Origin of the sequence: Terriglobus saanensis SP1PR4 (assembly GCF_000179915.2) — a bacterium.
GTDB classification, from domain to species: domain Bacteria; phylum Acidobacteriota; class Terriglobia; order Terriglobales; family Acidobacteriaceae; genus Terriglobus; species Terriglobus saanensis.
Window position 1 is genome coordinate 4392308 of sequence record NC_014963.1, and the last position, 12770, is coordinate 4405077.

The following is a 12770-nucleotide window of genomic DNA, read 5'->3' on the forward strand; positions in this document are numbered from 1 at the left end:
CTGCTGCTCAGGCTTGGGCGCTCACATGATCTAGAGGCTTCGATCGCTCATGGTTCGCACATAACGCACGAAAGACTTTCATGTTTTGAGGTATCTATGAATCTTCTCTCCTTTGCATCTCTTGCCATTGGCCATCAACGACAACGTTGTACTGCCCCAGAACCTCATGGCAACGGCGACCGAGCGCTCTATCGAGTGATCGGTCTGGCCTTGCTCCTTATCTTTTTGCTTTCGGGTCGTCCGCTTCACACCCAGACCTTCTACGGTTCCATCAGCGGAGTCATCAAGGACCCCAGCGGTGCTGTGGTGCCCGGCGCTGCTGTCGTCGTGCGGGAAACGACCTCGACAACCGAATACAAAACCGTTACGAACAAGAGCGGAAGCTATCGTGTTTCATTTTTGAAGCCGGGAGCCTACGTCCTCCATGTTGGAAAGGATGGCTTTGCTCAGTTTGCCAGCGGCGAACTGAATCTCGTGCTCAACCAGGAACTCGTCGTCGATGGCGCATTGCGCGTCGGTGCGAACTCTGAGGTTGTGACGGTTACAGACGCAGGAAGTGCGCTCAACGATACCAACGCCCAGATCAGCGGAGAGTTCACCAACAGCGAACTGGTTGACCTGCCAGAGAGCACCGGCAGCAAGGGTGCCAACGAGTTTCTCATTACCAAGGCCTTTGCCGGTGCTTCCAGCACAAGTCAGGACTATTCCAACGTCAATAATCTCTCCCTCGGCGGGGGCAGGCCGGTCACGAACCCCATCATCATCGACGGTCTTCCAAGCAATATGGGAACCGATGGGACCTATGGTCTTATTCCCACCCCAGATTCGACTGAAGAACTTCAGGTGCTGACAGCGCCTTTCTCAGCGCAGTACGGGCAGAGTGGCGGCGGCGCAATTCTCACGACAACGAAGTCCGGCACGGATCGCTATCACGGTAGCGCCTTTGAGACCTATAACTCTCAGGACCTTATGGCACTGGGCTATTTCACGGCGCCGGGTACAGTCAAACCAGTCCAGTCTTTCAATTATTTTGGCGGATCCCTCGGAGGTCCCGTTCGGATCCCAAAGGTCTTCGACGGACGTAGCCGGCATTTGTACTTCTTTACCGACTGGGAAGACACGATCAACAACGCGGTCAGCACAGTGAATACCAACGTGCCTACCATGGCGGAGCGCAACGGAGATTTCTCCGGACTGTCACCTCAAAATTCGGCGACTCCTGTTACTGGGGATCCAAACACCACGGTTGTATCCTCCACGGGCAAGATTAGCCGGACGCCGTTTCCGGGAAATATCATCCCTCAATCTCGGCTCGATCCGGTCGGCCTCAAAATCCTTTCGTTCTATCCGCAACCGAACTGTTCGTTTTCGACATTCAACTACTGTCTTACACCTACGGCGCACAGTGGCTATCTCTACAATGCCGACCGCATCGACTACAACGCCTCTGACTATGACCACCTCTGGGCGAAGTTTTCGCGCGATGGGCCAAGAAATCAGCCCACTGTCCTCATCCCGAACGCTGCCAACAACTCTGCCTTTAACGGTTGGACCGACGATCACTACGAGATTTCCTGGAGCCATATCTTTTCGCCGCGCATCTCGAACGAGGCGCGCGTAGGGTACGTCTCAGAGGTGAACTTCAGCTCGCCATTGCCGACGGATGCAAGCTCAATCGGTCTGCAAGGCGTTCCCCTTAATCAGTTTCCTACCATCCAGACTTCACTGTTTCCGAACCTCGGCGCCGGGTCCTTCGCAAGGACAAGAGACGGCCACTATATCTTCAATGACGCAATGATTCTGCAAATGGGACATCACAGCCTTTCCATAGGCGGCGAATTTATGCGCTATGCCTATAGCTACTACACGCCCGGCGTTTTATCGGGGGCGTACAGCTTCACTGGGGTTTACACCGGTGCAACTGGGCAAGCTGGATTCGGTTTACCGGATCTTGAGCTTGGCCTAACGGCAGGTGCCCAGATCATGACGACGGATACCGTGTTCCATGAAAACCTGAACTACTTCGCCGGTTACCTTCAGGATGACTACAGGGTTTCGACGAAGCTGACCATCAATCTCGGCCTGCGGTATGAGTTCGATGGACCTTACTCCGAAGTCCACAACAACATGTACAGCTTCAACCCAAATATCATCGACCCGGCGACCCAAAAGCCGGGCGGCATTCAGTTCGCGGGATTCAACGGAGCTCCTCACAGCCTGATTGCGAACGTGTACACCGGCATTCTTCCACGTGTCGGTTTCAACTACCGTGCCTTTCCTAAAACAGTTGTCCGTGGCGGATACGGTATCTATGAGTTGCCGAGTATCGGTTACGGCACAACGGGGTTAACTTCGGCATCGACGGTGGCGGCCACTATCGTGAGCGCCAACCCTACCGTTACCCCAGCCTTTCAACTCTCCCACGGGGTCCCTCCCTACGGTCCCAACGTGGCTCCGAACGGTGAGCCGCTGATTCCATCCAGTCTTACGAACCCGAGCTTCAGCCCAGTGCAGCGTCAACTCACCGCCGTACTCCCTTATCTTCAGGAATGGCAGTTCGGCATCCAGCAGGACTTCGGCCATAACTGGATTCTGGATCTCGACTACGAAGGCAACCACGGCGTGCATCTGCCGACCGTACTGCCGACCAACCAGGTCAATCCGGCTGTAGGTCTGGGCAAAATCAACACGCAGAGCGCGCGCCCCTATCCGCAGTTCCTGACGGTGAGTTACCTGACCAATGGGGCAGCATCGGCTTACGCGGCCTTGCTCGCTACGTTGAGTCACCGCTGGAGCAACGGTATCTCGGTGCGTGCGGCCTATACCTGGGCGCATACGCTCGACGACGCAGATGGACCTGCGCGTGCTGACGCCGCTCCGATCCAGAACGTCTACAACCTGCACGCGCAGTGGGGAACCGCGATGACAAACATTCCTCAGCGCTTCTCTCTGTCGGCAGTGTACGCTCTACCGTTCGGTTCAGGAGGTCACTATCTCCGCCAAACTCCCGTCCTCTCTCAGGTGATCGGACATTGGAAGGTGAGCACCTTAGCGCAGTTCCAGAAGGGATACCCATACTTCATCACGCAGACAAACCAGTTGGGACTCTTCTCCGGCGGCCAGTACGTGACCCAGGTTGGAAATCCGAACCTGCCTCGCGGATCCCGCACCGTGCAGCAGTGGTTCAATCCGGCAGCCTTCGCCATCACACCACCGGGTGTTCTGGGGAACGCGCCAAGGGCTGCACTCTATGGTCCTGGACAAAATGTTTGGGATCTTAGCTTGATGCGCGATGTTCCCATCCATGAGCGGATGAAGTTTACCTTCCGCGTCGACGCCCACAACGCCTTCAACCATCCTCAGTTCTCCGGTCTCAATACCACGCTTACGACCGCGAATTTGGCTAATCATACCTTCGGCATGGTGACCGGCGCTCAAGACCCTCGTCTGTTGCTTCTCGTCGGTCGCTTTAGTTTCTAACCTCGACTACTTTCTCAACCACACGACCATTTCAAAGGACGAATATCTTGTTCAAACTCTCCGTAAGACTGCTCCTTGGTACTGCCCTCGTGGGCAACGCCGCTTTCGCCCAAACGACTTCAACTTCGTACGTCCCCGCAACCGCTTTGGCAGCAGGGCCAGGAAAAATCGTTGCTATCTCGCATCGCGGGGAGCATCTTCACCACCCCGAAAACACGATGCCTGCCTTCCAGGCCGCCATCGACGCAGGCGCTGACTACTTTGAACTGGATGTCCGCACCACTTCCGACGGAAAGTTTGTGATCATGCATGACAGCACACTGGATCGAACTACGAACGGCACGGGGGAAGTGCATAAACACACGTTCGATGAGATTCGCGCATTAGACGCAGGTGCCAAATTTTCCCCAGCCTTCGCCAACACCAAGGTGCCGACGCTCGATGAAGCGCTGGCCCTGGCTTATGGCAAAATCAATGTCTACGTCGATACAAAATCCGCGGATCCGCAGCAGCTCGTGGACACGATCGTCCAACATGACATGCAGGACCATGTCGTCATCTACGGCAACCCTTTCTTCCTTTATGACGTACATAAGATTCGTCCCACGCTACGCGTGATGCCGGAGGCAATCAGCCCCGACATCTGCAAGTATCTCGACCGGGCGATGCAGTTGCAGGTGATCGCCTTCGACGCAAACGACTTTAAGGATGCGACCATCGATGTTGCCAAACAGGCGCATGCTCAAATCTTTGTAGATCGTCTTGGCAATGCCGATACCCCGGAGGCCTGGCAAAAGGCAATCGACCAGGGAGCGAATGGCATTCAGACAAACCTGCCTGCTGAGCTGGCGGCTTATCTCCGCGAGCATAAACTTGCCACACACTGAGAAGCAGTTCTTCTCAGTATGGGGCAGGGAATACATTGAGAGCAGTACGGGCAAATGTCGTATCGCAGATACTGTTGATCGTCGTGGGAAACGACTCACCTGAGCAACCGCTCGGGTGAGTCACTACTTGCACTAGGCGTTGAGGCTCTGGAGCGCTTCATTCGGAAAGAGCCTCTGCGGCTCATCCACGAGTGCGTCTTTGGTGTCCTCGCGCTAGAAAGCGAGCCTATTGATCCGCGGCTGTGAACTGATTACTTGCTTGGCAATTGTGCAACAGCCTGCTGCACAATTGCCAAGCGCTCTCATAAAGGTCGGACGCGACAGAGACGGTTCGTACGCCCTTATATCAACGATGTAGATAAGTCTCTCGAAATGGATAAGGGTGCCGATGCTGAAGCGTCCTGAACCGACCGCCTAAACGGAACCGTTGCTGTCCATCGCTCCGGGAATTCGAGATCTGTGGCCAGCTGATGCAAGAGTCGTTTGTGAAAGTCATCCGCATTGATGAACGTTCCTGCTCATTCCGGAAAATGAAAGTTTGGGGGATGGATCTGGACACACCTGTCTCCAAAGCAAGAGTCCGTCTACCAGGTTCTCCGGGATATAGATGACTCCCAAACTCCTTCGAGTCTTCCCCAAGAGCGAATGCTGCCCTTATAGACAGTTCAGTGACCTTCAAAGAAAACTCTCGATCATTGAAACTTTGCCACTTCAAGGCAAACAGCTCGCTCGGACGAAGAGCGTTTGTCATGCCAAGCTCCAATAAAACACGATCACGAAGACATAGCAGATTGCCGAAGCTGACTTTTCAAGTGATCCGACGGACGATCGGGAGTCTTGCTCAAAGAAAGGTACGGTCAAAGATGTCCAAGGTGTGATGCGACATTCGCGAGCAGCAACTACTGCTGACATCTACATGCAAGAGATCCCGGAAAGCGTCCGAGCAACAGTAACATCGATCAACGACGAGTTGCGTGGGCACTTTCTTGTTCGTCCTAAATTCTCGATTAATCCCCAAAATTACCAGTTGACACCCGAAATAAGCCCCAAAAGGATGACCTCTTACCGAGTATGGAAGAGGTCATCGCTATCAACTTCTTTGAAATGAGCGCTTGCAGAAAGCTTTTGGTAGCAACTTGGTTGCAATTCCAGCTTTACATTGGAAAGCGCGCGATGTCTTCCCTGTAAGTATTTGATTTTTTTGATTTTTGGTGGACCTGATCGGGATCGAACCGATGACCTCTTCCATGCCATGGAAGCGCGCTCCCAGCTGCGCCACAGGCCCACTGCTCTCTATTCTCTCTGTTGAAGCCCTACGCGTCAACCATCGGCGAAGGAGAGGGAGAGCCGCTAAACTGATCTTTCATGCGCGTCCTCCCACTCTTCGACCCAAAAGCCACTCCACAGAGCTGGAATGAGCGCATGTCTCCCGGCGAATTTGCCGTCATTTTCTCCAATCTTCAACCCCTCGATCTCCCCAAATCGCCGGTCGCGGTCATCTTCTCTACGCTCTCCGAGGCCGAAGCCTATGTCACCGCGCAGGTAGAGGCGCTCCCTGCTCTTCGCTGCAGCATCTACGACGACAACGGTCTCGGGCGCGAGCCGATTCGCGTCATCGCCGGAGCCCAGGGGCACGACAGGAATGTGATCTCCTCGGGTTTCCGCCGCTGGGTCGGAGGCGCGCTCCTCCTCATCGGTCTTATCCTTGGCTTCATCGAGTGGCGCGCGGACTCCAAGCTAATGTGGGCAGGCACCCTCGGCTCGCGCATCGGCCCCATCGGCTTCATTCTGCTCATCACAGAGCTCGGCATCGTCCTGACCGACCGCCAGAAGCGCCGCAAAGAGCAGCAACCCCGGCCATGATGCTCGCGCACTTCCTTCTACAACTCGGCACATTGCTGTTCGTCACGTATACCTGCGGCTGGCTCTTCCAACGCATCGGCCAGCCACGTGTCGTCGGCGAAATCGCAGGCGGACTTCTTCTCGGCCCACTCGCCTTCGGTTACTTGTTTCCCGGTCTCTCCGCGTGGCTCTTCGCTCCCGCGACGATGCACCCGCTGGAGATCGCCAGCAACATTGGCCTCGTGCTTTTCCTCTTCGTGATCGGCGCGGAGTTGGATCTCTCGAAGATTCAGGAAAAACGCGCCGCAATGCTCGCCATCACGCTCGGCAGCGTCGGCCTGCCTTTCCTTTTGGGAATTGGAATCGCAGTCATTCTCTTTCCGCGTTTCGGCATGCCCAACGCCTCGCGCGTCGGGTTCACGCTCTTCGTCGGCATCGCGATGAGCATCACCGCTCTCCCCGTCCTCGCGCGCATCCTTAAGGATCGCGCAGAAGCAGGCCGTCCCCTCGACGCCGCCACAGCGGCCCATGCGCTTCTCGCCGCAGCGGCGAACGATCTCCTCGCCTGGTCCGCGCTCGCCCTTATACTCACGCTTGTTCGGGCGCACAGCAGCGTCATCGACGCGGTCCTCCATCTGCTCGTACTCTTTGCCTTCGTGGCCGTCATGCTCTTTGCCGTGAGGCCACTCCTCTCGCTCCTGGCAAAGCGCTACGCCGATGCTCCCGGTTGGATGTGGCTCCTCGGGCAGGTCGCCCTCGCCTTTCTGAGCGCTTCGATCACCGATGCCCTCGGCATCCACGCCTTCTTCGGAGCCTTCCTCGCAGGCCTATGCGTCCCTCGCACGCCGATCCGGGACGTTGCACAGCCGCATATGCTGCAGAAGTCGTTTCAACCGATCATCTCCGTAACCCTCCCGATCTTCTTTGCCATGACCGGCCTGCGCATGCAGCGAAGCATGTTTCAGACCGGTGGCCCTGCCTGGCTGGCCGTGATTCTCATTCTCGCCGTCACTGGCAAGATCATAGGTGCCGCCCTCTCCGCCCGTCTCAGCGGCATCTCCTGGCCCTCCGCGACGCAGATTGGCATTCTGATGAACACACGCGGCCTGGTCGAGCTCATCGTCCTGAACCTCGGCTATCGCGAAGGCATCCTCAGCGGCTCCCTCTTCACCCTCTTTGTGCTGATGGCGCTCATCACCACGGCCATGACCGTTCCGCTGCTGAACCTGTCGGAACGCCGCAGCTGAATCCACGCCAGCCTTGTTAGAATCAAATAACTGATGCGTAACGCCCTCCAGCACGCCTGTTGTCGCTGTCTCTGTTGTAAGAGCCGTTAGCTGATCCGCGCAGTGTGCCTAAAGCAAAAGTCTCCGAAACCGGCGACCGCATCTCCCAAACAAAACCCAGAAAGCCACCCATGACTGCTGTCGTGCATCCAGAAGCATCCGCCGAGGAAAACACTCAAGCCCTGCTCACACCGCAGAAGCTCGACCACCTCCGCGTGCTCGAGTCCGAGTCCATCTATATCCTGCGCGAAGCCGTGGCCGAGTTCGCCAAACCGGCGATGCTCTACTCCATCGGAAAAGACAGCTCCGTCATGCTGCGCCTGGCGCAAAAGGCCTTCTTCCCCGGCAAGATCCCCTTCCCTCTGCTTCATGTAGATACGAGCTATAAGTTCCCTGAAATGATTGCCTTCCGCGACGCCTACACCAAGGAGATCGGTGCGGATCTTATCGTCCACCGCAACGAAGAGGCGATTGCCAGCGGAGCGAGCCCCTGGAAGCTCGGTACGCAGAACTGCTGCGGCGCCCTGAAGACCCGCAGCCTGCTCGACGCCCTCGAAGCCGGTGGCTTTGACGCAGCCTTTGGCGGTGCACGCCGCGACGAGGAGAAATCCCGCGCCAAGGAGCGCGTCTACTCCTTCCGCGACGAACTCGGCCAGTGGGACCCCAAGAATCAGCGCCCCGAACTCTGGAGCCTCTATAACTCCCGCCTCCGCAAAGGCGAGAGCATTCGCGTTTTCCCGCTCTCGAACTGGACCGAACTCGACATCTGGCTTTACCTCTACTCCGAACAGATCCCCATTGTTCCCATGTACTTCGCCAAGGAGCGCATGGCTGTTCTCCGCGGCGAACAGGTAACGCTCGTCGACGAGACTACCCGCCTGCTTCCCGGCGAGACGCCCAAGCCGATCCTCAGCCGCATGCGCTCGCTTGGCTGCGCGCCTTGCACTGGAGCCATCCTCTCCGGCGCCACCACCATTCCCGAGATCATCCAGGAGCTCGTCACCTTCCGTCGCTCCGAACGCGAAAACCGCGCCATCGACCACGACGAAGAAGGCAGCATGGAACTCAAGAAACGCGAGGGCTACTTCTAAATGGCAACCCTCACCGCGACACCCGATTTCCAGACCTTCCTCGACGACCATCTCGACCGCGACCTGCTGCGCTTCACCACGGCAGGCTCCGTCGACGACGGCAAGAGCACGCTCATCGGTCGTCTCCTGCACGACACGAAGTCCGTCTATGAAGACCAGCTCATCGCCGTACAGAACTCGAAGGTGAACCGCGCTGGTGACAATAAAGCGGGCGGCAAGCGCATCGATCTTTCGCTTCTCACTGACGGCCTGCGCGCCGAGCGCGAGCAGGGCATCACTATCGACGTCGCATATCGCTACTTCGCTACTTCGAAGCGCAAGTTCATCATTGCGGACACCCCCGGCCACGAGCAGTACACGCGCAACATGGCCACAGGAGCCAGCACCGCCGACGTCGCCATCGTTCTCATCGACGGCAGCAAGGGTCTTCTTCCGCAGAGCCGCCGCCACACGTTCATCGCTTCGCTCCTGGCCATTCCGCACGTCGTCGCCGCCGTCAACAAGATGGACCTCGTCGGTTACAGCGAAGCGCGCTTCCGCGAGATCGAAGCCGACTTCCTCGCACTCACGCAGAAGCTCGGGATCAAGAACGTCACCATGATCCCGGTCTCCGCGCTCGAAGGCGACAACGTCGTGAACCACCTCGACAACACGCCCTGGTACAAAGGGCCGACGCTGCTCGACTACCTTGAGACTGTCCCGGTCCATGTCGAAGACAACAGCCTGCCCCTGCGCTTCCCTGTGCAACTGGTACAGCGCCCGGACCGCACCTTCCGTGGCTTCTCGGGCACCATCGCCTCCGGCACAGTGCATGCAGGACAGCATGTCGTCGCTCTGCCCTCGGGCAAGCGCACCACGGTCAAGCGCATCGTCACCTACGACGGAGATCTTCGCGCCGCCATCGCTGGCCAATCCGTCACGTTAGAACTGGCTGACGAAATCGATCTCTCCCGTGGCGAGATGCTCATCGCGCCCGATGCGCAGAATTTCTCCATCCCTCACACCGGCACACGCTTCTCTGCCAAGGTCGTATGGATGCACGAGCGCCCGCTGTCGCCGGGGCAGGTCTACCTCGTCAAACACACCACCCGCACGGTCCGCGCAACAGCCTCGAAGATCGCCTTCCGCGTCGACGTCAACACGCTGGAGCACTCCAACGCCGCCGACATCTCGCTGAACGAAATCGCCGAAGTCGAGTTCACCACCACGCTTCCGCTCTTCTTCGACGCCTATCGCACCAACCGTATCACCGGCGCGTTCATCCTGATCGACCCCATTACCAACGCCACCGTAGGCGCGGGCATGATCGATCGCGCACTCGAAGAGAACACAGAAGACACCGCCACCACGCATCTCTTTGCGTATCTTCCCGGAGAACCGTCGCTCGCCTTCCACGTCACGCATGAACTGGCGAACGCGGGCCACAACGCCATCCTGCTGGACGACGCACACATCACACATCTCCCGTCGGCCATCCGCGCCGCGAATCTCGCGGGAGCCATCGCCGTCAGCAGCAAGGCGCTCTCTGCGGAAGATCTCGCCAGCCTGCGTACATGGGCCACCATTCCCACGCTCGACACGGCCAAGTCCGCATCGCACCTCGCCGCAAGACTCTTCGAAGAGGAGAAGGCATGAACATGGAAACGTCTGAACTGACCGAACTCCATCTCACCGAACCCGCAGCCTACCAGGAGCTTGACCTCCACGCCGTCATCGACGGTGTGGACCTTGAAGCCCTGCAGCCGGAAGCCCTTCTGCAACACATCCTTTCGACGGCTCCGAACGCGCGTCCCTGCTTCACCTGCTCCTTCCAGACGGAGGACATGGTCGTCCTCGACTTCCTGCGCAAGGCGATCCCGGACATTCCCGTCATCTTCCTCGAAACCGGCTACCACTTCGCGGAGACCTACGCCTATCGCGACCAGATGGCCGCCGCCTGGAACCTGAATATCATCAACGCCACTGCCGCCGAAACGCGCGTGGAGCACGAGGCGAAGCGCGGCCTGCTATACATCGTGCAGCCCACCGACTGCTGCAACCTGCGCAAGGTCGCTCCGCTGATGGCTTCGCTTGAGCCTTATAACCTCTGGTTTACTGGCCTTCGCCGAGAGCAGTCGCCCACGCGCGCGAATCTGAAGAAGATCGAAGACCACCGCACCCCGAACGGTCATCATCTTCTGAAGACTTCGCTCCTCGCCGACTGGAACTGGCAGCAGGTCACGGACTACGCCCACGCCAACGCGGTTCCGGAGCTGCCGCTCTACGCCAAGGGCTATACCTCCATCGGCTGCGAGCCCTGCACCGCTATCTCCACCGATCCAACCAACGCCCGCGCGGGCCGCTGGGGCGGAAAAAAGCTGGAGTGCGGCATCCACACCTTCTCCGAAAAATCCGAGTAGCTTACCTGTACCCCATTCTTTCGCGCTCTTTGCGAAAGAATGGGGTCGCGCGGAGCGCACAAACCAGAGCTCAAGGGAGCGCAGATCTTTTCTGTTGTTTTAATTGTAGCGATTTGGAACAGGTAAATCGGCAGATTGGGATGGACTGTATTGCTCATCTTTTCAACCGTTTGCAAAGAAGATTTGTTTGGAGGGGCTTGACAGGTTTGGGAGGTTGGCTCTGGCGGTAGCTTGGCAAAGAAATCAGATCCCTACGCTGCGCTACGGGATGACAAAAAGGCACCCCTGGCTTCAGACCCTCTCGAACTGATCCGCCCGCTTCAACTATCCTTTCTCCATGCGTCACCCTTCCGAGGAACCCCTCAGCGCCGCTCTCCGCCACGCCCAACAATACCTCTCCACTTCCCATCCAGTCGCCGCAACGGCCACACTCAGCGAACTCCGCGCAAAGATCCACCTCCCTCTCAATGAAGAGAGCCTCGACCCCACACAGGTCATCGACGATCTCGTGCGCTCCGTGGAAGGCGGTCTCCACGACTCCGCCGGTCCACGTTTCTTCGGCTGGGTCATCGGTGGGTCACTGCCTGCCGCGCTCGCCGCAGACTGGCTCACCTCCGTCTGGGACCAGAACGCTGCGCTTTACGCCTGCGCGCCCGCCGCCGCGATTGTAGAAGAGGCCAGTGGAGCGTGGCTTAAACAACTTCTTCGCCTTCCCTCTTCGGTGTCCTTTGCCCTCGTCACCGGCTGCCAGATGGCGCACGTCACCTGCCTCATGGCCGCGCGACACGCCGTGCTCGCACGCAAGCAGTGGAACGTTGAACGCGATGGACTCACCGGCGCGCCCTCCATTCGCATCCTTACCAGTTCGGAGAAGCACGGCACCATCGTCCGCGCCGTCCAGATGCTTGGTCTTGGAGCCAACTCCATCGTCGCGCTTCCCGTAGACGACCACGGCCGGCTTCGCGCAGACGCTTTGGAAGCCGCACTCGCAACTTCGCCGGACCAACCTACCATCGTCGTTCTGCAGGCGGGCGACCTCAACATCGGCGCCTTCGATGACTTCAGCAGTCTCATTCCCATTGCAAAAAAGTTCGGCGCGTGGGTTCACATCGACGGCGCGTTCGGACTCTGGGCCAATGCCTCTCCAAAACTTCGTCATCTTCTAAACGGAGCCGAAGACGCCGACTCCTGGTCCACGGACGGCCACAAATGGCTGAACGTTCCGTATGACTGCGGCTACGCCTTCGTTGCCGACCGCGAAGCCCATCGCGCTTCACTCTCCTATGCCGCTTCGTACATCACTTACGACGATACGGCGCGCGATCAGGTGAATTGGAATCCCGAGTGGTCCCGCCGCGGACGCGGCTTTGCCACTTATGCCGCCCTGCGCCAACTTGGCGTCAACGGCGTGGCCGATCTTATTGACCGCACCTGCGATCACACACGTACCCTCGTCCTTGGTATGGGATCTCTTCCCGGCGCGGAAGTACTCGGGGTGCCGCAGATCAACCAGGGTCTCGTTCGCTTTCTCGATCCACACGATCCGGAAGACCCTGCACGCAACGACGCTTTCACCGATCGCATCCTCGCGGATGTACTTGCCGCTGGCGATGCCTTTTTCACCGGCACCACGTGGCACGGCCAACGGGCGATGCGCGTCAGTGTCTGTAATTGGCAGACCTCCGCGGCGGATGTCGAACTCGTCATCGCCTCTGTCACACGGACGTTACACGCCGCCAGACTCACACCCTAGAGAAGCCGCAGTAAACTGAGGCATGCACCTTC

General features: G+C 58.1%; 9 protein-coding genes and 1 tRNA gene. 9 read left to right on the plus strand and 1 reads right to left on the minus strand.

Going from position 1 to position 12770, the window contains the following annotated elements; genetic code table 11:
* Positions 1–96 precede the first annotated feature (96 nt).
* From ACIPR4_RS18095 to ACIPR4_RS23560, 3 genes are all read left to right on the plus strand, one after another.
* On the plus strand, positions 97–3480 hold the full coding sequence (locus ACIPR4_RS18095; RefSeq protein WP_013570116.1) for a TonB-dependent receptor: 3384 nt from the start codon (positions 97–99) through the stop codon (positions 3478–3480).
* A gap of 47 nt (positions 3481–3527) precedes the next feature.
* Positions 3528–4367: a glycerophosphodiester phosphodiesterase gene (locus ACIPR4_RS18100; protein ID WP_013570117.1), complete on the plus strand. Its 840-nt coding sequence runs from the start codon at positions 3528–3530 to the stop codon at positions 4365–4367.
* A 99-nt stretch (positions 4368–4466) separates the two neighbouring features.
* Complete coding sequence (locus tag ACIPR4_RS23560; protein ID WP_083812006.1) at positions 4467–4613, plus strand: hypothetical protein; 147 nt, start codon at positions 4467–4469, stop codon at positions 4611–4613.
* 963 nt (positions 4614–5576) lie between these two features.
* Here ACIPR4_RS23560 and ACIPR4_RS18105 read toward each other — a convergent pair.
* Positions 5577–5652: transfer RNA gene (locus ACIPR4_RS18105), tRNA-Ala, on the minus strand.
* Between the two features lie 80 nt (positions 5653–5732).
* Between ACIPR4_RS18105 and ACIPR4_RS18110 the strand changes: the two genes are divergently transcribed.
* The 6 genes from ACIPR4_RS18110 to ACIPR4_RS18135 all read left to right on the plus strand — a co-directional run bounded on the left by ACIPR4_RS18110 (position 5733) and on the right by ACIPR4_RS18135 (position 12738).
* Positions 5733–6230: a hypothetical protein gene (locus ACIPR4_RS18110; RefSeq protein WP_013570118.1), complete on the plus strand. Its 498-nt coding sequence runs from the start codon at positions 5733–5735 to the stop codon at positions 6228–6230.
* Positions 6227–7456, plus strand: coding sequence for a cation:proton antiporter (locus tag ACIPR4_RS18115; RefSeq protein ID WP_013570119.1), 1230 nt, complete (start codon positions 6227–6229; stop codon positions 7454–7456). The genes ACIPR4_RS18110 and ACIPR4_RS18115 overlap by 4 nt, the downstream gene beginning before the upstream one ends.
* 170 nt (positions 7457–7626) lie before the next feature.
* Positions 7627–8586 carry a sulfate adenylyltransferase subunit CysD gene (gene cysD, locus ACIPR4_RS18120; RefSeq protein WP_013570120.1) on the plus strand — a complete coding sequence of 320 codons (960 nt, stop codon included), beginning with the start codon at positions 7627–7629 and terminating at the stop codon, positions 8584–8586.
* Positions 8587–10221 carry a sulfate adenylyltransferase subunit CysN gene (gene cysN / locus ACIPR4_RS18125; protein ID WP_013570121.1) on the plus strand — a complete coding sequence of 545 codons (1635 nt, stop codon included), beginning with the start codon at positions 8587–8589 and terminating at the stop codon, positions 10219–10221.
* Positions 10218–10985, plus strand: a complete 768-nt coding sequence (locus tag ACIPR4_RS18130; RefSeq protein WP_013570122.1) for a phosphoadenylyl-sulfate reductase — start codon at positions 10218–10220, stop codon at positions 10983–10985. Before cysN ends, ACIPR4_RS18130 begins: the two co-directional genes overlap by 4 nt.
* 337 nt (positions 10986–11322) lie before the next feature.
* Positions 11323–12738 (plus strand): pyridoxal phosphate-dependent decarboxylase family protein, encoded by a 1416-nt coding sequence (locus ACIPR4_RS18135; RefSeq protein ID WP_013570123.1) that lies wholly within the window; start codon positions 11323–11325, stop codon positions 12736–12738.
* The last annotated feature ends 32 nt before the right edge of the window (positions 12739–12770 follow it).

Bases quoted from the DNA above. Each gene is read 5' to 3' on its own strand.
- cysN (WP_013570121.1), top strand. From the start codon at position 8,587: ATGGCAACCCTCACCGCGACACCCGATTTCCAGACCTTCCTCGACGAC.
- ACIPR4_RS18110 (WP_013570118.1), top strand. From the start codon at position 5,733: ATGCGCGTCCTCCCACTCTTCGACCCAAAAGCCACTCCACAGAGCTGG.
- ACIPR4_RS18115 (WP_013570119.1), top strand. From the start codon at position 6,227: ATGATGCTCGCGCACTTCCTTCTACAACTCGGCACATTGCTGTTCGTC.
- cysD (WP_013570120.1), top strand. From the start codon at position 7,627: ATGACTGCTGTCGTGCATCCAGAAGCATCCGCCGAGGAAAACACTCAA.
- ACIPR4_RS18135 (WP_013570123.1), top strand. From the start codon at position 11,323: ATGCGTCACCCTTCCGAGGAACCCCTCAGCGCCGCTCTCCGCCACGCC.
- ACIPR4_RS18130 (WP_013570122.1), top strand. From the start codon at position 10,218: ATGAACATGGAAACGTCTGAACTGACCGAACTCCATCTCACCGAACCC.
- ACIPR4_RS18095 (WP_013570116.1), top strand. From the start codon at position 97: ATGAATCTTCTCTCCTTTGCATCTCTTGCCATTGGCCATCAACGACAA.